17 protein-coding genes, 2 tRNA genes and 1 rRNA gene are annotated in these 19,856 nt (G+C 53.6%); 16 read left to right on the top strand and 4 right to left on the bottom strand.

Translation table 11 applies throughout. The annotated features are described in order from the left end of the window. The first annotated feature begins 121 nt into the window (after window positions 1–121). From rrf to yjfF, 7 genes are all read left to right on the top strand, one after another. Window positions 122–237, top strand: a 5S ribosomal RNA gene (gene rrf, locus UC15_RS19495). 98 nt (window positions 238–335) lie between these two features. Further along, a tRNA-Asp gene (locus UC15_RS19500) sits at window positions 336–412 on the top strand. A gap of 52 nt (window positions 413–464) precedes the next feature. Further along, a tRNA-Trp gene (locus UC15_RS19505) sits at window positions 465–540 on the top strand. Window positions 541–944: 404 nt separating this feature from the next. Then, window positions 945–1,901, top strand: a complete 957-nt coding sequence (gene ytfQ, locus UC15_RS19510; RefSeq protein WP_112290278.1) for a galactofuranose ABC transporter, galactofuranose-binding protein YtfQ — start codon at window positions 945–947, stop codon at window positions 1,899–1,901. A 111-nt stretch (window positions 1,902–2,012) separates the two neighbouring features. Continuing rightward, window positions 2,013–3,494, top strand: coding sequence for a galactofuranose ABC transporter, ATP-binding protein YtfR (gene ytfR / locus UC15_RS19515; protein WP_198659741.1), 1,482 nt, complete (start codon window positions 2,013–2,015; stop codon window positions 3,492–3,494). Between the two features lie 10 nt (window positions 3,495–3,504). Next, the gene (gene ytfT / locus UC15_RS19520) at window positions 3,505–4,524 is read left to right on the top strand and encodes a galactofuranose ABC transporter, ATP-binding protein YtfT (protein WP_112290281.1); all 1,020 of its coding nucleotides are present in this window, start codon (window positions 3,505–3,507) and stop codon (window positions 4,522–4,524) included. Further along, window positions 4,524–5,510 carry a galactofuranose ABC transporter, permease protein YjfF gene (gene yjfF / locus UC15_RS19525; protein ID WP_112290283.1) on the top strand — a complete coding sequence of 329 codons (987 nt, stop codon included), beginning with the start codon at window positions 4,524–4,526 and terminating at the stop codon, window positions 5,508–5,510. The genes ytfT and yjfF overlap by 1 nt, the downstream gene beginning before the upstream one ends. 11 nt (window positions 5,511–5,521) lie before the next feature. Here yjfF and hdfR read toward each other — a convergent pair whose 3' ends face one another. Continuing rightward, the gene (gene hdfR, locus UC15_RS19530) at window positions 5,522–6,346 is read right to left on the bottom strand and encodes an HTH-type transcriptional regulator HdfR (protein ID WP_112290284.1); all 825 of its coding nucleotides are present in this window, start codon (window positions 6,344–6,346) and stop codon (window positions 5,522–5,524) included. 118 nt (window positions 6,347–6,464) lie between these two features. On the opposite strand from hdfR, the gene UC15_RS19535 reads away from it, so the two are divergent. Continuing rightward, window positions 6,465–6,803 carry a DUF413 domain-containing protein gene (locus UC15_RS19535; RefSeq protein ID WP_112290286.1) on the top strand — a complete coding sequence of 113 codons (339 nt, stop codon included), beginning with the start codon at window positions 6,465–6,467 and terminating at the stop codon, window positions 6,801–6,803. Window positions 6,804–6,828: 25 nt separating this feature from the next. Here UC15_RS19535 and UC15_RS19540 read toward each other — a convergent pair whose 3' ends face one another. Beyond that, a complete protein-coding gene (locus UC15_RS19540; protein ID WP_112290287.1) occupies window positions 6,829–8,364 on the bottom strand; it encodes a YifB family Mg chelatase-like AAA ATPase in 1,536 nt (511 codons plus the stop codon). Window positions 8,365–8,731: 367 nt separating this feature from the next. Here UC15_RS19540 and UC15_RS19545 point away from each other — a divergent pair, with 367 nt between their 5' ends. From UC15_RS19545 to ilvA, 7 genes are all read left to right on the top strand, one after another. After that, on the top strand, window positions 8,732–9,970 hold the full coding sequence (locus UC15_RS19545; RefSeq protein WP_112290289.1) for an MFS transporter: 1,239 nt from the start codon (window positions 8,732–8,734) through the stop codon (window positions 9,968–9,970). A gap of 132 nt (window positions 9,971–10,102) precedes the next feature. Next, window positions 10,103–10,204, top strand: a complete 102-nt coding sequence (gene ilvL, locus UC15_RS19550; protein ID WP_015699153.1) for an ilv operon leader peptide — start codon at window positions 10,103–10,105, stop codon at window positions 10,202–10,204. Window positions 10,205–10,352: 148 nt separating this feature from the next. Beyond that, window positions 10,353–12,017 carry an acetolactate synthase 2 catalytic subunit gene (ilvG, locus tag UC15_RS19555; protein ID WP_112290290.1) on the top strand — a complete coding sequence of 555 codons (1,665 nt, stop codon included), beginning with the start codon at window positions 10,353–10,355 and terminating at the stop codon, window positions 12,015–12,017. Beyond that, window positions 12,014–12,277, top strand: a complete 264-nt coding sequence (gene ilvM / locus UC15_RS19560; RefSeq protein ID WP_013577547.1) for an acetolactate synthase 2 small subunit — start codon at window positions 12,014–12,016, stop codon at window positions 12,275–12,277. Before ilvG ends, ilvM begins: the two co-directional genes overlap by 4 nt. A gap of 16 nt (window positions 12,278–12,293) precedes the next feature. Next, on the top strand, window positions 12,294–13,223 hold the full coding sequence (locus UC15_RS19565; protein WP_101079475.1) for a branched-chain amino acid transaminase: 930 nt from the start codon (window positions 12,294–12,296) through the stop codon (window positions 13,221–13,223). 203 nt (window positions 13,224–13,426) lie between these two features. Further along, a complete protein-coding gene (gene ilvD / locus UC15_RS19575) occupies window positions 13,427–15,277 on the top strand; it encodes a dihydroxy-acid dehydratase (RefSeq protein WP_112290317.1) in 1,851 nt (616 codons plus the stop codon). Window positions 15,278–15,282: 5 nt separating this feature from the next. After that, window positions 15,283–16,827 carry a threonine ammonia-lyase, biosynthetic gene (gene ilvA, locus UC15_RS19580; protein WP_112290293.1) on the top strand — a complete coding sequence of 515 codons (1,545 nt, stop codon included), beginning with the start codon at window positions 15,283–15,285 and terminating at the stop codon, window positions 16,825–16,827. Window positions 16,828–16,875: 48 nt separating this feature from the next. On the opposite strand, the gene ilvY is transcribed toward ilvA, so the two are convergent. Beyond that, complete coding sequence (ilvY, locus tag UC15_RS19585; protein WP_112290295.1) at window positions 16,876–17,757, bottom strand: HTH-type transcriptional activator IlvY; 882 nt, start codon at window positions 17,755–17,757, stop codon at window positions 16,876–16,878. A 186-nt stretch (window positions 17,758–17,943) separates the two neighbouring features. Here ilvY and ilvC point away from each other — a divergent pair, with 186 nt between their 5' ends. After that, the gene (gene ilvC / locus UC15_RS19590) at window positions 17,944–19,419 is read left to right on the top strand and encodes a ketol-acid reductoisomerase (protein ID WP_056772344.1); all 1,476 of its coding nucleotides are present in this window, start codon (window positions 17,944–17,946) and stop codon (window positions 19,417–19,419) included. A gap of 104 nt (window positions 19,420–19,523) precedes the next feature. On the opposite strand, the gene ppiC is transcribed toward ilvC, so the two are convergent. Beyond that, on the bottom strand, window positions 19,524–19,805 hold the full coding sequence (ppiC, locus tag UC15_RS19595) for a peptidylprolyl isomerase PpiC (protein WP_015690589.1): 282 nt from the start codon (window positions 19,803–19,805) through the stop codon (window positions 19,524–19,526). Between the last annotated feature and the right edge of the window lie 51 nt (window positions 19,806–19,856).

Raw genomic sequence — 19,856 nt, forward strand, 5'->3', positions numbered from 1 at the left:
AACACCAAAGGTGTTTTAGAGACTTGAAGTAGATTTTCAGCTGATTGTTCCGAGATTGATTCGTATGGCGGAGTGTGTTGAGAAATCATGACATGATGCGGTATGGATGAAACAGAATTTGCCTGGCGGCAGTAGCGCGGTGGTCCCACCTGACCCCATGCCGAACTCAGAAGTGAAACGCCGTAGCGCCGATGGTAGTGTGGGGTCTCCCCATGCGAGAGTAGGGAACTGCCAGGCATCAAATTAGTAAAGAACGTGTTCCTTTTCCCGTGACAAGGAAAATAACAGGAACAAGCAGGCATCAGCCGATTGCTGATGCGTGTGAAAGAACCGGTGGAGCGGTAGTTCAGTTGGTTAGAATACCTGCCTGTCACGCAGGGGGTCGCGGGTTCGAGCCCCGTCCGTTCCGCCAATTATTTGATTATGCCTGCTAATTTTAGCAGGCATAATGTTAAGCGTAATTTAGGGGCGTAGCTCAGTTGGTAGAGCACCGGTCTCCAAAACCGGGTGTCGCGAGTTCGAGTCTCTCCGCCCCTGCCATATTGAAACCCTTCGCGAAAGCGAGGGGTTTTTTTTCGTATGTAATTTGTCCTCCTTTCTTATCGCGCTCATTAGTCCCTCAATAAAACCTCTGTCTTGCCGGCTTTTGCACCATTTCGGCTCAATCCGCTCCATTTTCCTGGTTGTTTTTTGTCATGTTTTGGCTGAATACATGCACTAATTGATTGTTCTCCCCGTATGTGACCCCGCTCATGCTCCCTTTTTCCCAGTGTACTAAACCTAATCATCGTCCTGTGACGACAAACCGCCCCTGACAATACTGTTTTCATTCTTTTTCCTGACGTAGTGTCGAGAGGAATGAACACTGAGGTCGGGTGAACGTCCTGGCCGTACCCTACGAGTCATAACAAAAAGTAGCTCAGACTACACGCGAGGAAAGAAACATGTACAAACGCTTAATTGTGGCAGCAGCAGTGGCAACAGCACTTTGTGGCGCGGCTCATGCAGCTCCGCTGGTTGTTGGTTTTTCGCAGATTGGCTCTGAGTCTGGGTGGCGTTCTGCGGAAACAAAAGTGGCTAAGTCCGAGGCCGAAAAACGCGGTATCACACTCAAAATTGCTGATGCTCAGCAGAAACAAGAAAACCAAATCAAAGCCATACGCTCCTTTATCGCTCAGGGTGTGGATGCCATTTTCATCGCGCCGGTCGTGGCCACCGGCTGGGCTCCGGTTCTGACGGAAGCTAAAGAAGCCAAGATCCCGGTATTCCTGTTAGACCGTACTATCGAAGTCAGTGATCCTTCTCTCTACACCGCCGCAGTGGCTTCGGACAGCGTATATGAAGGCAAAGTGGCCGGAGACTGGTTGGTCAAAGATGTCGCAGGTAAGCCGTGTAATGTTGTTGAATTACAAGGCACCGTGGGCGCAAGCGTCGCCTTAAACCGTAAACAAGGCTTTGCCGATGCGCTGAAAGCTGCGCCAAACGTCAAAATTATCCGTTCACAATCTGGTGACTTCACCCGTAGTAAAGGTAAAGAAGTCATGGAAAGCTTCATCAAGGCTGAGCAAAACGGTAAGAACATTTGTGCTGTTTACGCCCATAACGATGACATGGCAATCGGTGCGATTCAGGCCATTAAAGAAGCCGGCCTTAAGCCGGGTTCGCAGATTAAAATTGTTTCAATCGATGGCGTTCCTGACATCTACAAAGCGATGTTGGCCGGTGAAGCGAATGCTTCTGTTGAGCTGACGCCTAATATGGCGGGCCCAGCATTTGATGCTCTGATTGCAATGAAAAAGGATGGCACTCAGCCTAAGAAATTCATTCAGACTCAGTCTGCGCTTATCCTGCCGGATATGGCTCAGAAAGAATACGACATGAAAAAAGACATGGGTTATTAAGCCGGTTTACCGGCTTGCCTCAGCAGCAGGCCGGTAAAAATTATTCCCTTTTCGCCCCCTGGCGAATGCAGCAGGAGTAGTGACGTGACGGATAATCCTGGTTCAGAAACACTGCTTGAGGTCCGCGGTTTATCCGTAGAATTTCCCGGCGTTAAAGCGCTGGAAAATGTCGACTTCACGCTCGAACGTGGCGAAATAGTGGCACTGTTAGGTGAAAACGGTGCGGGCAAGTCCACGATGATTAAAGCGCTTACCGGTGTTTATAAACGCTCTTCCGGACAAGTTTTTCTCAACGGAAAATCGATTGAACCTGTCAATACCGCTGATGCTCAGTCGCTTGGGATCGGCACGGTATATCAGGAAGTAAACCTTCTGCCGAATATCTCTGTTGCCGCCAATCTCTTCATCGGGCGCGAACCGACCCGCTTCGGGCTGGTCAATCAGCGCAAGATGGAACAACAGGCCGAATCCCTTCTTGAAGGTTATGGTCTGCATCTGGATGTCAGCCAGCCTCTTTCCACTTATTCCATTGCTATCCAGCAAATCGTGGCCATTGCCCGCGCTGTCGATCTTTCAGCGCAAGTCTTAATACTCGATGAGCCAACAGCCAGCCTGGACGCCAAAGAAGTCAGCATGTTGCTCGATATTCTTGTTCAGCTGCGTGATAAAGGCGTGGGGATGATCTTCGTGACGCATTTCCTCGACCAGGTTTATCGGATCAGCGACCGGATAACGGTTTTACGTAACGGTAAACGGGTGGGATCTGAACGTACTGTTGATCTGCCACGTATCGATCTGGTGCCAATGATGCTGGGACACAGCTTTGATGAAAGCCTGCTAAAGCGTACCGAGCATCGCAATGTGACGGGCGAGCCTTTGGTCGATTTCAAAGATTATGGCCGTCGTGGGGTCATTGAAAATTTCGACCTGAAAGTACGGCGTGGCGAAATCGTAGGGCTGGCAGGTTTGCTGGGATCAGGGCGAACAGAAACGGCGCAGTTGATCTTCGGTATCAAGGGACATGACAGCGGCAGCGCGCAGGTTGATGGCAAACCCGAAACCATCAGCACCCCCCGCAAGGCCGCGAAACTTGGGTTTGGTTATTGCCCGGAAGATCGCAAAACGGATGGGATTATCGGTGCTGCTACAGTACGTGAAAATATCATCCTTGCCTTACAGGCCCAGCGCGGCTGGTTGCGACCTCTTCCCATGAAAGAACAGCACCAGATAGCCGAAAAATTCATCAAACTGCTCGGTATCCGCACACCCGGTACGGAGCAGGAAATTCAGTATCTCTCCGGCGGTAATCAGCAAAAAGTGCTTCTTTCCCGCTGGCTTGCGACCAATCCCCGTTTCCTCATTCTCGACGAACCCACACGTGGCATTGATGTGGGGGCTCATGCAGAAATCATCCGTCTGATTGAGAAACTTTGCGATGAAGGGCTGGCCTTACTGGTCATTTCATCTGAACTGGAAGAGCTGTCGGGCTATGCCGACCGGATTGTGGTGTTACGCGACCGTCGTCATGTGACAGAAATAGAGCAGGCTGAAATCTCCGTACCAGCCATTATGAAAGCCATTGCGGCGCAATGAGGAGATATCAATGAGCAACAGGAGTCTGCCAATGACGGGAAGACCGCGCAAAGTAAGATTTGTATTTCCTAAGGGTGCCACGCAAATCGGCGCTTTCGTCGCCATATTAATCATCGACAGCCTGGTCGCCCCCGGATTTTTCTCTATTCATATTCAGGATGGCCGGCTGTTTGGCAGCCTGGTAGATATATTCAACCGCGGCGCGCCTGTAGCACTGCTGGCTCTTGGGATGACGCTGGTTATCGCGACCGGCGGGATCGACCTTTCCGTCGGAGCCGTGATGGCGATAGCGGGTGCGACGGCGGCGACCATGACCGTACAGGGATATCCGCTGGCGATGGTATTGCTGGCATCAGTTGGTGTTGGTGCGATATGTGGCTTGTGGAATGGATTTCTGGTCGCAGTCCTGCAAATACAACCGATCGTTGCCACGCTGATGCTGATGGTCGCCGGAAGGGGGATCGCACAGTTAATAACGGAAGGACAGATTGTCACATTTGAACATAACGGTTTATCGCAGTTTGGCAGTGGTTCTCTGTTTTATCTGCCGATGCCGGTGATTATCGCCGTCGTCATGCTGGTGCTGGTCTGGGCGCTGACGCGAAAAACGGCGCTCGGGTTATTTATCGAATCGGTGGGTATCAACATCCGCTCTGCTTATAACGCTGGCGTAAACGCCCGTCTGGTGCTGATTTCTACTTACGTCATCTGCGGGATTTGCGCGGCTGTTGCAGGCGTGATTGTGACCGCGGATATCCGCGGTGCAGATGCTAATAACGCCGGTTTATGGCTGGAGCTTGACGCTATTCTTGCCGTCGTCATCGGTGGCGGCTCGTTGCTGGGCGGCCGTTTTAACCTGCTTCTTTCGGTAGTCGGTGCGCTGATTATTCAGGGAATGAATACCGGCATTCTGCTCTCCGGCTTTAAACCCGAATTCAATCTGGTACTGAAAGCCCTGGTGGTTCTCGCCGTACTGGTGGTTCAGTCACCCCGCGTCTCGCTCAGTAATCTGTTCCGGAGGAAGGGATAATGCTTAAAAGAAATCTGCCCCTGCTGATTACTATCTTGGTGTTCCTGGCCGGATACGCTTATTGCTTCACGCAGTTTCCGGGCTTTGCTTCCACGCGTGTCTTCTTTGATTTACTGACGGACAACGCCTTCCTGGGCATTGTCGCGGTCGGTATGACGTTCGTTATTCTCTCCGGCGGTATCGACCTTTCCGTGGGCTCTGTTATCGCTTTCACGGGCGTATTGCTGGCGAAACTGATAGGCACTTACGGTATTGCGCCCGGTTACGCGTTTGTCATTGTGCTTTTGATGGGCGCGCTGTTCGGGGCGCTGATGGGCTGGATTATTGATACGCTAAAACTGCCGGCTTTCATCATCACGCTGGCGGGCATGTTTTTTGTGCGCGGAATGAGTTTTATCGTCTCGGAAGAATCGTTGCCGATTAACCATCCGGTTTATGATTTCCTCGCCAATTATGCCTGGAAAATGCCCGGAGGCGGCCGTTTCACTTTGCTGGCTCTGGTCATGTTGCTGGTGGTGCTGGGCGGGATTATTCTGGCGCATCGCACGCGATTTGGTAACAACGTCTATGCCGTCGGCGGAAGTAACGTTTCGGCTGCGCTGATGGGGGTGCCGGTTCGCCGTACCACGATTTATATCTATATGCTCTCAAGTTCGCTGGCCGTGTTATCCGGCATCATTTTCTCGCTGTACACATCTGCAGGGTATGCACTCGCTGCCAGCGGCGTAGAGCTCGATGCTATCGCTTCTGTCGTCATTGGCGGTACGTTGCTGAGCGGCGGCGTAGGCACAGTGTTGGGCAGCTTGTTTGGCGTGCTCATTCAGGGGCTGATACAAACCTACATCACTTTCGATGGCACGCTCAGCTCGTGGTGGACCAAAATCGTGATGGGTGTGTTGCTGTTCATCTTCATCGGATTGCAAAAAGGTATGGGTACCTTCTGGACAGCAAGAAGAGCGCGCCATCCGCGGCCTGAACCGTCCTGAGGCCGGACGGTTCAGAGATTAGTGATCAGCGGCGTTTTGAGTAACTGACGGATCAGAACCTGCTGATCGCTGGTTTGCAGCCAGACGGCGTACAGCGGGCGGATCACCGGCGGGATCTCTTCATGCACCGACAGTTGCGGATATTCCTTCGCCCAATGCGCGGGCAGGAAAGCGCAACCGCCGGTATTTTCCAGCAACTGGCGCGTCAGATGCGCAGAGGTTGTGGTCAGCACCGGTTCCTGATCGCTGTTTTGCAGCTTTTCCTGCTGAGGAAAGTCCGCACCCCATTCCAGTTTCACATACGGTGGATGTTCTTCCCTGACCGTTTTCTGTGATGAGAAAAGTCGTAACGAGAAATTACCTAACAGCTGGCTTGAAAGCTCATCCATCTTCGGCGGTTCAGTGGTGATCAGTAAATCCAGTTGTCTTTCATGCAATTGTTTGACCAGAGACTGGCGAAGGGCGATGCGTGCCTCAAGTCTCAGTGCGCCGCGCTGCGTGTAAAGCGATTGCAGCCACGGGGTCAGATAGGCTTCCCAAAGCGAGGCCGTTGCCCCAATCGACAATTCAGTGTGCTGTAACGAACGTACCACCTCTTTTTTCGCCATCTGCCAGGTCGACATCAGATTCTCAGCATAAGGCAGCAGGCGTTCTCCTGCGGGCGTTAACCGGATGTTGTTGCGATGCCGTGTGAACAAATTGGCGCCAAGTTGGGTTTCCAGTTGTCGGATACGAAAACTGACGGCAGATTGCGTCAGATATAGGGATTCCGCCGCCCGACCAAAGTGGCGAGTTCTACTGACCTCCAAAAAGGTTTTCAGTAATTCCGTGTCCAAAACTATCTCCAATATTTTTTGTCGTTAAGATTTAAATGTTTTGTTTTACACAATGTCAAGCCTAACTAATACTCCGCGCCATAACAGCACGACCATGAGAGAATTAGGAGCGTGTCAGATGGCGGAAAGCTTCACCACGACAAATCGTTTTTTTGATAATAAACATTACCCTCGCGGGTTCTCCCGGCATGGCGATTTCACCATTAAAGAAGCGCAAATGCTAGAACGTTACGGCTTTGCCTTTAACGAGCTGGATCTGGGAAAACGTGAGCCTGCTAACGACGAAGAAAAACTGTTCCTGGAGGTTTGCCGCGGTACGCGTGAACCTGTGACAGATGCAGAAAAAGTGTGGAACAAATACATTGTCCGCACCCGTCGTCCGAAGAAATTCCACACGTTGTCTGGCGGTAAACCGCAGGCTGACGCTGTAGAAGACTACACGGAAAGCGATGACTAATGAAACGGGGCGATGCCCCGTTTTTTTATGCCAGACTCTTATGCAGAGTTAACAATAGCCTATCCATGCTGCGATAGCTTAGCGCCTCAGCAATATGCCGTCGTTCAATCTCCTCAACACTACCCAAATCAGCCAATGTTCTCGCGACTTTCAGAATGCGATGCCAGGCTCTTACCGATAAACCCAGCTTATGCAGTACCTCTTCCAGGAACTCTGCGTCTGCTTTGGTTAACACACAATACGTTTCCACTTCGCTGCTGCTCAGATGCGCATTGATTTTCCCCGCGCGGTTTAACTGTATTTCTCTGGCGTTCAGTACCCGTTCCCGCACTTGTGCGCTGTTTTCCCTCAGAACAGGCGTATGGTTTTGCTGACTCAAAATACCGGGCGGCAGGAGCGGGACTTCAATCGACAGATCGAACCGGTCGAGGAAAGGCCCCGAAAGCCGGCTCAGATAGCGTAAAACCTGCTGTGGCGGCGTGCGGTTGTGGATGCCCTGATAATGTCCGGTCGGGCTGGGATTCATCGCTGCAATCAACTGCGCTCTTGCGGGATAGCGGACTTTCGCCCGTGCGCGGGAAATGGTGATTTCGCCGGATTCCATCGGCTGGCGCAAAGCATCCAGAACCTGCCGCTGAAATTCAGGCAGTTCATCGAGAAACAGCACACCATTATGGGCCAGCGATATTTCTCCTGGTCTGGGCAGCGAGCCACCCCCGACCAGCGCACTCATCGACGTGCTGTGATGAGGTGCCCGAAATGGCCGTACGCGTGAAAAACCGCCGTCTTCTTCCGGGTTATACACCAGACTGGCGATAGCTGCGGTTTCTAACTTTTCCTCATTGGTCAGCGGTGGCAACAATCCCGGCAACCGGCTCGCCAGCATGGTTTTTCCGGTGCCCGGCGGTCCTATCAGCAATAAATTATGGCCGCCTGCCGCCGCGACCTCCAGTGCGCGCTTGGATTGTTCCTGCCCGATGATGTCTGAAATGTCAGGCTGATGTGCCGGAATGGCCGGGTGAACGGGAAATTCGATGGCCGGCAAATTATCTTCGCCCTGCAAAAACGCACAGACCTGCAATAAGTGCCCGGCCACCCGCGCGACACCGGGATCGAGCAGCGTCATTTCCGTTTGATTACTTTGCGGCAGGATCAATATCCGGCCTGCTTTCTGCGCCTCAAGTGCTGCCGGTATCGCACCATTTACACTGCGTAGCGCACCAGAAAGCCCGAGTTCGCCCACAAACTCGTACTCCTCAAGCTTATCCCCCTGAAGCTGCTCTGAGGCCACCAGAATCGCCAGCGCAATGGATAAATCATACCGGCCACCTTCTTTCGGCAAATCGGCTGGCGCAAGATTCACGGTGATGCGTTTTGCCGGAAAGGTGAATCCGCAGTTGATGATGGCGCTGCGAACCCTGTCTCTGGCCTCTTTGACGGTGGTTTCCGGTAAACCGACCAGCGTCAGAGCCGGTAAACCGTTGCTGATATGTACCTCGACCGAGACGCCGGGCGCCTGAACACCCAGTGAGGCGCGGGTATACACCACGGCTAATGACATGCTTTTTCCTTTGCTGTGAGATTTCCTGGGGGGCAGCATGCCTGAGCCTGAAACACTTGCGGGGAGAAGATTTGCACGATGCGTAACATCGCGGATAAATATTCTGTAAGTCAGTGGGTTAACACAGACAGATGCGAAGCGTATCGCAACCGCAGCAATACTCATTAACAGTTTGATGTGTTCGGAAACAAATTAGCCCGCTAATTAAGTTGCTGGTTATACAGGCTGAGGTGTTTAATTTAATTGCATTTAACAATAAATAAACAAATGCGAATCATTGATTAACATCTCGCGGCCTTACTGAGGGTTTTCCGGAACGCCCCGGTGAGCGCATAACCTACAGCTATTCCGGAATAGGGATACATCCATGTTTGGTTGGACTTCTCGGCAGCGTAACGTTGCCATCGCCAGTTTTCTGAGCTGGACTCTCGATGCTTTTGACTTCTTCGTTCTGGTCTTCCTGCTCAGTGATATTGCCACGGCGTTTCAGGTTGATATCAAACAGGTCACGCTGGCTATCCTGCTGACACTGGCCGTACGGCCAATCGGTGCGCTGCTGTTCGGGCGTGCTGCGGAGAAATACGGGCGCAAACCGGTTCTGATGGTCAACATCGCGCTGTTTTCATTCTTCGAGTTGTGTACCGCAGCGGCGCCTTCGCTGACCGTATTCCTGATCCTTCGCGTCATTTACGGCATTGCGATGGGCGGTGTCTGGGGCGTGGCCTCTTCGCTGGCGATGGAAACCATTCCTGACCGTTCACGTGGCATGATGTCGGGGATTTTCCAGGCGGGTTATCCCTTTGGTTATCTGCTGGCCGCCGTGGTGTACGGCTTATTGTTTGATGTGGTGGGCTGGCGCGGAATGTTTGTGATTGGTGCGGTGCCGATTTTCCTGCTGCCATTTATCTGGTTCAAAGTGCAGGAGTCACCGGTCTGGCTGGCAGCGCGGGAACGTAATGAAAGCACGGCTCTGATGCCGGTGCTGAAGAAAAACTGGAAGCTGTGTGTCTATCTGGTGGTGCTGATGGCGGGCTTTAATTTCTTCAGTCACGGTACGCAAGATCTCTACCCGACCTTCCTGAAAGTTCAGCACGGTTTCGATGCACATACCGTCAGTTTAATCGCCATAAGCTACAATATCGCGTCAATTATCGGCGGGATCTTCTTTGGTTCGCTTTCTGAAAAGATTGGTCGCAAGAAGGCGATTATTATTGCCGCACTGCTTTCACTCCCGGTCATTCCTCTATGGGCATTTTCCGGCGGTTCGTGGATGCTGGGACTCGGGGCGTTTCTGATGCAGTTTATGGTGCAGGGCGCATGGGGCGTGGTGCCGACTTATCTGACAGAACTGGTGCCCGCCAACACCCGCGCGGTTCTGCCGGGATTTGTTTACCAGCTCGGCAACCTGATTGCTTCAGTGAATGCGACGCTTCAGGCCTACATTGCCGAAAGCCATGGACACAATTACGGACTGGCAATGGCGATAGTGGCCGGTACTGTCGCCATTCTGATTTCGGCGCTGGTGGCCTTTGGCCGGGATACCCGCGGAAAAGCCATTGCCGGAGCAATAAATAATCAGAAGGTCAATGATCGCGCTAAGGTTTGATTTATCAGACGATTTCCTGCGAATTGTGCAACGGACTGCAAATAATAACGCAAGAAAAATGTTGTCATTAAATAGCTGACTGTGATAACTCTGTAGGCAATCGTTCGCAATATGAATTATAGAAACCTAAAAATGAAAGCCCTTCTCCTCGTAGTTAGCCTAGTCGTGATTAGCGTGGTGGTGATTATTATCCCACCGTGCGGGGCTGCACTTGGACGAAGAAAGGCTTATTAAACAAGCCTGAACCTGAAAAGAAACCCCGCACCGAAAGGTCCGGGGTTTTTTTTTTGGGTCAGGAATTTCAGAGAACAGTGAAGCGGGGTCGGAAAATGAGCAACAGCATAATATTCTGCACTTGTCGCAAAAAGGCAGGAGAATAAGGATGAACGGAGCACAGTGGGTAGTACAAGCGTTGCGTGCGCAGGGTGTAAATACAGTATTTGGATATCCTGGCGGGGCAATCATGCCGGTATACGATGCATTGTATGACGGCGGCGTGGAACACCTGTTGTGCCGGCACGAGCAGGGCGCCGCAATGGCTGCTATCGGCTATGCCCGTTCAACCGGGAAAGTTGGCGTCTGTATCGCCACTTCCGGTCCTGGCGCGACCAACCTCATCACCGGTCTGGCCGACGCGCTGTTAGATTCTGTTCCGCTGGTGGCTATCACTGGTCAGGTTGGCTCCGCATTCATTGGTACCGATGCTTTCCAGGAGATCGACGTTTTAGGCTTGTCTCTGGCCTGCACCAAACACAGCTTCCTGGTTGAATCGCTGGATGCATTGCCGGAAATCATGGCGGAAGCTTTTGCCATCGCCACTTCAGGGCGTCCGGGGCCGGTTCTGATCGACATCCCGAAAGACATCCAGCTGGCGACCGGAGAATTGCCGCCACACCTGCTGGCGGTGGAAGAAACCTTCCCGCATCCGGTGGCTGAACTGCAACAGGCCAGCGCGATGATCGCTGCGGCGCAAAAACCGATGGTCTACGTCGGCGGCGGCGTGGGGATGGCGCAGGCAGTTCCGGCCTTACGCGAATTCATCTCAGCAACCGGTATCCCGGCCGTAGCGACGCTGAAAGGGCTGGGCGCACCGGATGCCACTGACCCGTGCTATCTGGGAATGCTGGGTATGCACGGCACGAAAGCGGCGAATCTGGCGGTTCAGTCCTGCGATTTGCTGATTGCCGTCGGTGCGCGTTTTGATGACCGGGTGACCGGCAAGCTGAACACCTTTGCGCCAAACGCGGCCGTTATCCATATGGATATCGACCCGGCCGAACTGAACAAACTGCGTCAGGCGCACGTTGCGTTGCAGGGCGATCTGAATGCTCTGTTACCTGCGCTTTACTCATCGTCTAAGAACGGCCAGCCGCTTAATATCAGCGCATGGCGTGACGAAGTGATGACGCTGAAAGCGCAGGGCGAATGGCGCTACGACCATCCGGGCGAAGCGATTTATGCGCCGCTGTTACTGAAACAAATCTCTGATCGTAAATCTGCCAGTACCGTCGTGACCACCGACGTCGGTCAGCATCAGATGTGGACCGCGCAGCACATGCAGTTCAGCCACCCGGAAAACTTCATCACCTCCAGCGGTCTGGGCACGATGGGCTTTGGCGTTCCGGCGGCCGTCGGCGCACAGGTTGCCCGTCCGGACGACATGGTGATCTGCGTTTCCGGCGACGGCTCGTTCATGATGAACGTTCAGGAGCTGGGCACCATCAAACGAAAACAGTTGCCCGTCAAAATCCTGCTGCTGGATAACCAGCGTTTAGGGATGGTCCGACAGTGGCAGGAACTGTTCTTCGACGGACGCTTCAGTGAAACCAACCTTTCTGATAATCCCGATTTTGTAACGCTGGCCAGCGCATTCAACATCCCCGGCCAGCGTATCCACCGTAAAGACCAAGTCGATGCCGCTCTGGACGCGTTCTTCAATAGCGAAGGCCCGTATTTGCTTCAGGTTTCCATCGACGAAAATGAGAATGTCTGGCCGCTGGTTCCACCGGGCGCAGGCAACGAAACCATGTTGGAGAAAATGTCATGATGCAGCATAACGTCTCAATCCAGGCCCGTTTCCGCCCTGAAATGTTAGAACGCGTATTACGCGTTGTCCGCCACCGTGGTTTCCAGGTGTGCGCGATGAACATGACCCCGATGGTCAACGCGGAAAACATAAATATCGAATTGACCGTTGCCAGCCAGCGCCCGGTAGATTTACTGTCATCACAGTTACGCAAACTTATGGATGTCGCTTGTGTCGAGATTCAGCAACATACATCACAACAAATACGCGCGAATGCGTGAGTAAAGGAACGAAAGAATGACGAAGAAAGCTGATTACATTTGGTTCAATGGCGAGATGGTTCCGTGGGCAGAAGCGAAGGTTCACGTCATGTCACACGCACTGCATTACGGCACATCCGTATTTGAAGGCGTGCGTTGCTACGACTCCCATAAAGGCCCGGTCGTATTCCGTCACCGTGAACACATGCAGCGTCTGCGCGATTCCGCAAAAATCTACCGTATGCCGGTTTCTCAGAGCGTGGATGAGCTGATGGAAGCTTGCCGCGAGACTCTGCGCAAAAACAATCTGGTCAGCGCGTATATTCGTCCGCTGGTATTTGTCGGCGATGTGGGTATGGGCGTTAACCCGCCGGACGGCTACAAAACTGACGTGATTATCGCGGCCTTCCCTTGGGGCGCGTATCTGGGCGAAGAAGCGCTGGAGCAGGGCATTGACGCAATGGTGTCTTCCTGGAACCGCGTTGCCGCCAACACCATTCCAACTGCCGCGAAAGCCGGTGGTAACTACCTGTCCTCATTGCTGGTCGGCAGCGAAGCACGTCGCCACGGTTATCAGGAAGGTATCGCGCTGGACGTTCACGGTTATGTCTCTGAAGGTGCAGGCGAGAACCTGTTTGAAGTGAAAGACGGCATTCTGTTTACACCTCCGTTCACCTCTTCCGCCCTGCCGGGTATCACCCGTGACGCGATTATTAAACTGGCGAAAGACATGGGTCTGGAAGTTCGCGAACAAGTTCTGTCCCGTGAATCCCTGTATCTGGCTGACGAAGTCTTCATGTCCGGTACTGCCGCAGAAATCACGCCAGTTCGCAGCGTCGATGGCATTCAGGTCGGCATCGGCAAACGTGGTCCGGTCACCAAACAAATTCAGGATGCGTTCTTCGGCCTGTTCACCGGCAAAACCGAAGATAAATGGGGTTGGCTGGATCCAATCAACCCACAGTAATTACCCGTCATCCTTCAGGCTGCTTCTGCGTTGGCTGCCTTTATTCACCCCGGTCACTTACCTGAGTAAGCTCCCGGGGATTCATTCAGTTGCCGCCTTGCTGCAACCCGAATGATTTAGGGTAATGATGAGGATAAATTAGAAATTCAGCAGGCAGCGATATCGTTGCCTGCTAAACAGAAATGATTTGGAGTGAACAGAGCATGCCTAAGTACCGTTCCCACACCACGACACATGGTCGCAACATGGCTGGCGCCCGCGCTTTATGGCGTGCCACCGGCATGACGGATAACGATTTCGGCAAACCGATTATTGCCGTCGTCAACTCATTCACCCAGTTCGTACCGGGCCACGTGCATTTGCGCGATCTGGGTAAACTGGTTGCCGAGCAAATCGAAGCGTCTGGCGGCGTGGCGAAAGAGTTCAACACTATCGCCGTGGATGACGGGATCGCCATGGGTCATGGCGGCATGCTGTATTCACTGCCTTCTCGCGAGCTGATCGCGGACTCCGTGGAATACATGGTTAACGCGCACTGTGCCGATGCCATGGTCTGTATTTCCAACTGCGACAAAATCACCCCGGGAATGCTGATGGCCTCACTGCGCCTGAACATTCCGGTGATCTTTGTTTCCGGCGGTCCGATGGAAGCCGGTAAAACCAAGCTTTCTGACAAAATCATCAAACTCGATCTGGTCGATGCGATGATTCAGGGCGCAAACCCGAACGTCAGCGATGCCGACAGCGAACAAATCGAACGTTCTGCCTGTCCGACCTGCGGTTCCTGTTCCGGTATGTTTACCGCCAACTCGATGAACTGCCTGACCGAAGCGCTGGGTTTGTCTCAGCCGGGTAACGGTTCATTGCTGGCAACGCACGCCGATCGCCGCGATTTGTTCCTGAACGCCGGTCGCCGCATCGTTGAGCTGACCAAACGTTATTACGAAAAAGACGATGAAAGCGCATTGCCGCGCAACATCGCCAGCAAAGCTGCATTCGAAAATGCCATGATCCTGGATATCGCGATGGGCGGCTCGACTAACACCGTTCTTCACCTGCTGGCTGCCGCGCAGGAAGGCGAAATCGACTTCGACATGACCGACATCGACCGTCTGTCACGCAAAGTCCCGCACCTGTGTAAAGTTGCGCCGAGCACACAGAAATACCACATGGAAGACGTTCACCGTGCCGGTGGCGTGCTGGCTATTCTGGGCGAACTGGATCGCGCCAATCTCCTGAACCGCGACGTGAAAAACATTCTCGGCCTGACCCTGAACCAGACGCTGGATCAGTACGACATCATGCTGACCAAAGACGAAGCGGTGAAAAAAATGTTCCGCGCCGGTCCCGCAGGTATCCGTACTACCCAGGCGTTCTCACAGGATTGCCGCTGGGATACGCTCGATGACGACCGCGCCGAAGGCTGTATCCGTTCTCTGGAACATGCTTTCAGTAAAGACGGCGGTCTGGCCGTGCTTTACGGCAACATCGCCGAAGCGGGCAGCATCGTTAAAACCGCAGGCGTGGATGAATCCAACCTGACTTTCCGTGGTCCGGCCAAAGTTTACGAAAGCCAGGATGATGCCGTTTCCGCGATCCTCGGCGGCAAAGTGGTTTCCGGCGACGTGGTAGTTATCCGTTACGAAGGGCCGAAAGGCGGGCCGGGCATGCAGGAAATGCTGTATCCGACCACCTATCTGAAATCCATGGGTTTGGGCAAAGAGTGTGCGCTGATCACCGACGGTCGTTTCTCCGGCGGTACCTCCGGTCTGTCCATCGGCCACGTTTCTCCGGAAGCGGGCAGCGGCGGCCTGATTGCGCTGGTGGAAGATGGCGACATCATCGACATCGATATTCCAAACCGCAAAATGGTGCTGGACGTTCCTGCGGCGGAACTGGCAGCGCGTCACGAAGCCGAACTGGCGCGTGGCGACAAAGCCTGGACGCCGAAAAACCGTGAACGTGTGGTTTCTCTGGCGCTGCGTGCTTACGCATTGCTTGCAACCAGCGCGGACAAAGGCGCAGTACGCGACAAGTCTAAGCTGGGAGGCTGACAGTCATGGCGGTATCACAACCTCTACCCGACCAGCCGTGCGGCGCAGAATATCTGCGTGCCGTGCTGCGTGCGCCGGTTTATGAAGTCGCGCAGGTGACGCCTTTGCAGGTCATGGAAAAGATCTCTTCCCGGCTGGGTAATACCATTCTGGTGAAGAGGGAGGATCGTCAGGCCGTCCACAGTTTTAAACTGCGCGGTGCGTATTCGATGATTGCCAGCCTGACCGAAGAGCAGGCCGCACGCGGCGTCGTCACGGCGTCAGCGGGTAACCATGCGCAGGGCGTTGCATTGTCGGCGACCAAAAAAGGTATCAAATCTCTGATTGTGATGCCGGTTGCCACAGCGGATATCAAAGTGGATGCCGTGCGTAACTTTGGCGGTGAAGTGTTGCTGCATGGCGCGAATTTCGATGAGGCGAAAGCCAAAGCGATCACGCTATCGCAGGAGCAGGGCATGACGTTTGTGCCACCGTTCGACCATCCGGCGGTGATCGCCGGACAGGGCACGCTGGCGATGGAACTGCTGCAACAGGATGCGCATCTCGATCGCGTATTCGTACCCGTCGGTGGCGGCGGTCTGGCTGCCGGTGTGGCGGTGCTTATCAAACAGCTGATGCCGCAGATTCAGGTGATCGGCGTTGAAGCCGAAGATTCAGCCTGTCTGCGCGCGGCAATGGACGCCGGTGAACCGGTGGATCTGGCGCGTGTCGGGTTGTTCGCAGAAGGCGTGGCGGTGAAGCGCATCGGCAACGAAACCTTCCGTCTGTGTCGCGAGTATCTCGATGACGTGATCACTGTCGACAGCGATTCCATCTGCGCCGCAGTGAAAGATTTGTTCGAAGACGTGCGTGCAATTGCTGAACCTTCCGGCGCGCTGGCGCTGGCAGGGCTGAAGAAATACGTGCAGCAGCACAACATTCAGGGCGAGCGTCTGGCGCATGTGCTTTCCGGCGCGAACGTGAATTTCCACGGTCTGCGTTATGTGTCAGAACGCTGCGAGCTGGGCGAGCAACGCGAAGCGCTGCTGGCGGTGACCATTCCTGAGCGCAAAGGCAGCTTCCTGAAATTCTGTCAGCTGCTGGGTGGCCGTTCGGTGACGGAGTTTAACTACCGTTATGCCGATGCGGACAACGCCTGCATTTTTGTGGGTGTGCGTCTGACGCGCGGGCATGCAGAGCGTCAGGAAATCATCGACGAACTGAATCACGACGGTTATCAGGTTGTGGATTTGTCCGACGATGAAATGGCGAAACTCCACGTGCGTTACATGGTGGGCGGGCGTCCGACCAAGCCTCTGCGCGAGCGGCTTTACAGCTTTGAATTCCCGGAATCTCCGGGTGCCTTGCTGAAATTCCTGCACACGCTGGGCACGCACTGGAATATTTCGCTGTTCCATTACCGCAGCCATGGCACCGATTTTGGTCGCGTGCTGGCGGCGTTTGAGCTGAACGTAGAAGAGCCAGAGTTCGAACAGAACCTGTCTGCGCTGGGCTATGACTGTCACAACGAAAGTGATAATCCGGCGTTCCGCTTCTTTTTAGCGGGCTAGACTCAGAGGGGCACCTGAAAAGTGCCCCTTTTTTTATCCGGCGATTGCTCAGAGTAACTGCCAGAACGCGTCGATCAGCGGTTCGTTCAGACGTTTTTTCTGCACGCAGACGCCCAGCTCCAGCGGTGCGCCGAGCGTGACGTTATCCAGAACAGAAATACGGTTGCGTACCGGCTCCGGACTGTTATCGACCACCACCGACGGAATAAGCGCAATCCCGCAACCGAGCGCGACCATCGACACAATGGCTTCGTGGCCGGACACCGTGGCGTAAATCTGCGGATTGCTCAGGCGGTTGCGTTTGAACCAGATGTCGATACGTTTTCGCGCCGGGCCGTGTTCCGGCAGGATAAACGGAATTTGTGACCAGTCCGGATGTGGCTCGCTGACTTGCGTACGCACCGCGCAAGGCAGCGAAGGGGAAATCAGGATCATCGGGATTTCGCCGATCTGCGTGAAATCGACGCTGCCCGGTAAACTTTCCGGACGACCGGCAATCGCCAGATCCGCTTCTGTGGACTGGACTTTTTCAACCGCATCCGCGGCGTCGCCGGTGGTCAGTTTGATTTCGACCAGCGGATGCTGCGCACGGAAACGGTCAAGGATCGGCGGTAAATGGCTGTAGGCGGCGGTGACTGAGCAGAACAGGTGCAGTTCGCCGCTCAGCGTCGGGCCATGCTGATCCAACCCGCTGCGCAGTTGCTGGTAATGCAACAGCGTCTGCTGGGCAAAGTTTTTGAGTTGTTCGCCTGCACTTGTCAGTTGTACGGTGCGGTTATCTCGCTGAAATAACGGCTGGCCGAGTTCTTCCTCCAGCCGCTGGATCTGGCGCGATAACGTGGACGGGCTGACATGCATCGCCTTCGACGAACGCCCGAAATGGCGGCTTTCCGCCAGATGTAAAAACAGTTTCAGATCACGTAAGTCCATAAAGAATGTCCGGCTCTTTGGCGTTAAAGATGACTGATTGAGAGTATTGCATAATCTGCAACGTCATCTTCGTAATATATCAATTTAAGCAATGTGTCACATGACATATAGTGAATTCACGGCGTTCACCAGCTCACCGGTGAAACAAAAAATAACAGCACTTACCTCGATAGAACGGAGCAACACATGGCTAACTATTTCAACACACTGAACCTGCGTCAGCAGCTGGCACAACTGGGCAAATGCCGCTTCATGGGTCGCGATGAATTCGCGGACGAAGCCAGCTATCTCAAAGGTAAAAAAGTGGTGATTGTAGGCTGTGGCGCACAGGGCCTGAACCAGGGTCTGAACATGCGTGATTCCGGTCTGGATGTGTCTTACACCCTGCGTGCAGAAGCCATTGCTGAGAAGCGTGCTTCATGGCGTAAAGCGACCGAAAACGGCTTTAAAGTCGGCACCTACGAAGAACTGATCCCGCAAGCGGATCTGGTGGTTAACCTGACGCCAGACAAACAGCACAGCGCGGTGGTTAAAGCGGTTCAGCCTCTGATGAAAGACGGCGCAACGCTGGGCTATTCCCACGGTTTCAACATCGTTGAAGTGGGCGAGCAAATCCGTAAAGACATCACCGTAGTGATGGTTGCGCCGAAATGCCCGGGCACCGAAGTGCGTGAAGAATACAAACGTGGTTTCGGTGTACCAACACTGATCGCGGTTCATCCGGAAAACGACCCGAAAGGCGAAGGCATGGCGATTGCTAAGGCCTGGGCAGCAGCTACCGGCGGCCACCGTGCGGGCGTTCTGCAGTCTTCTTTCGTAGCCGAAGTGAAATCTGACCTGATGGGCGAGCAGACTATCCTGTGCGGTATGTTGCAGGCGGGTTCTCTGCTGTGCTTCGACAAACTGGTTGCTGACGGTGTTGATGAAGCGTACGCAGAAAAACTGCTGCAGTTCGGCTGGGAAACCATCACCGAAGCGCTGAAACAAGGCGGTATCACGCTGATGATGGATCGTCTGTCTAACCCGGCGAAACTGCGTGCTTATGCGCTGTCCGAACAACTGAAAGAGATCATGGCGCCACTGTTCCAGAAACACATGGACGACATCATCTCCGGCGAATTCTCCAGCGGCATGATGGCTGACTGGGCGAACGACGACAAAAACCTGCTGACCTGGCGTGAAGAAACGGGCGCAACTGCGTTCGAAAACGCACCACAGTTCGACGGTAAAATTTCCGAGCAGGAATACTTCGACCACGGTGTTGTGATGATTGCGATGGTGAAAGCGGGCGTTGAGCTGGCCTTCGAAACCATGGTGGCTTCCGGCATCATCGAAGAATCGGCTTACTACGAATCACTGCACGAACTGCCGCTGATCGCCAACACCGTTGCGCGTAAGCGTCTGTACGAAATGAACGTGGTTATCTCTGATACCGCTGAATACGGTAACTACCTGTTCGCTAACGCTGCCGTGCCGTTGCTGAAAGAGTTCATGACCACGCTGCAGGCGGGCGATTTGGGCAAATCTGTGGCTGAAACGCAGGTTGATAACGCGCAGCTGCGTGATGTTAACGAAGCCATTCGCAACCACCCGATTGAGTCTATCGGCCGTACTCTGCGTGGCTATATGACCGATATGAAGCGTATCGCCGTCGCGAGTTAAGATTTTCCTGCAACTCGAATTATTTAGGGTTTTCGGAAGATAAATAAAAAGGGCACTGCATGAAAATGCGGTGCCCTTTCTTTTGGTTCTGGCTGAAGCAAAACTTAGTTGCGGTACAAAATCTTAATGATGTGGTAACCGAACTGAGTGTGCAGCGGGCCTTGTGGCTCGATCAGTGGTGCTGAGAAAACCACTTTATCGAAAGCCGGCACCATTGCGCCTTGCTTGAATTCACCTAAATGGCCGCCTTTCTTACCTGACGGGCAGGTAGAATGCTTCTTAGCCAGTTTCTCAAAATCGCCACCGTTCTTCAGTTGTTCCAGAAGATCAAGCGCCTGTGCTTCTTCCTTTACCAGGATGTGCATTGCTGCGGCAGTTTTTGCCATGATAAGACCTTTTTTGCGAGAGTGTTTCCAGACGCGTAATGTAACATCTGA

Source organism: Rahnella sp. AN3-3W3 (assembly GCF_003263545.1).
GTDB lineage: Bacteria > Pseudomonadota > Gammaproteobacteria > Enterobacterales > Enterobacteriaceae > Rahnella > Rahnella variigena.

What these genes read in the sequence shown, in the direction of transcription:
- ytfQ (WP_112290278.1), top strand. Translation starts at nt 945, where the DNA reads ATGTACAAACGCTTAATTGTGGCAGCAGCAGTGGCAACAGCACTTTGT.
- ytfT (WP_112290281.1), top strand. Translation starts at nt 3,505, where the DNA reads ATGAGCAACAGGAGTCTGCCAATGACGGGAAGACCGCGCAAAGTAAGA.
- yjfF (WP_112290283.1), top strand. Translation starts at nt 4,524, where the DNA reads ATGCTTAAAAGAAATCTGCCCCTGCTGATTACTATCTTGGTGTTCCTG.
- UC15_RS19535 (WP_112290286.1), top strand. Translation starts at nt 6,465, where the DNA reads ATGGCGGAAAGCTTCACCACGACAAATCGTTTTTTTGATAATAAACAT.
- UC15_RS19540 (WP_112290287.1), bottom strand. Translation starts at nt 8,364, where the DNA reads ATGTCATTAGCCGTGGTGTATACCCGCGCCTCACTGGGTGTTCAGGCG.
- UC15_RS19545 (WP_112290289.1), top strand. Translation starts at nt 8,732, where the DNA reads ATGTTTGGTTGGACTTCTCGGCAGCGTAACGTTGCCATCGCCAGTTTT.
- ilvL (WP_015699153.1), top strand. Translation starts at nt 10,103, where the DNA reads ATGAAAGCCCTTCTCCTCGTAGTTAGCCTAGTCGTGATTAGCGTGGTG.
- ilvG (WP_112290290.1), top strand. Translation starts at nt 10,353, where the DNA reads ATGAACGGAGCACAGTGGGTAGTACAAGCGTTGCGTGCGCAGGGTGTA.
- ilvM (WP_013577547.1), top strand. Translation starts at nt 12,014, where the DNA reads ATGATGCAGCATAACGTCTCAATCCAGGCCCGTTTCCGCCCTGAAATG.
- UC15_RS19565 (WP_101079475.1), top strand. Translation starts at nt 12,294, where the DNA reads ATGACGAAGAAAGCTGATTACATTTGGTTCAATGGCGAGATGGTTCCG.
- ilvD (WP_112290317.1), top strand. Translation starts at nt 13,427, where the DNA reads ATGCCTAAGTACCGTTCCCACACCACGACACATGGTCGCAACATGGCT.
- ilvA (WP_112290293.1), top strand. Translation starts at nt 15,283, where the DNA reads ATGGCGGTATCACAACCTCTACCCGACCAGCCGTGCGGCGCAGAATAT.
- ilvY (WP_112290295.1), bottom strand. Translation starts at nt 17,757, where the DNA reads ATGGACTTACGTGATCTGAAACTGTTTTTACATCTGGCGGAAAGCCGC.
- ilvC (WP_056772344.1), top strand. Translation starts at nt 17,944, where the DNA reads ATGGCTAACTATTTCAACACACTGAACCTGCGTCAGCAGCTGGCACAA.
- ppiC (WP_015690589.1), bottom strand. Translation starts at nt 19,805, where the DNA reads ATGGCAAAAACTGCCGCAGCAATGCACATCCTGGTAAAGGAAGAAGCA.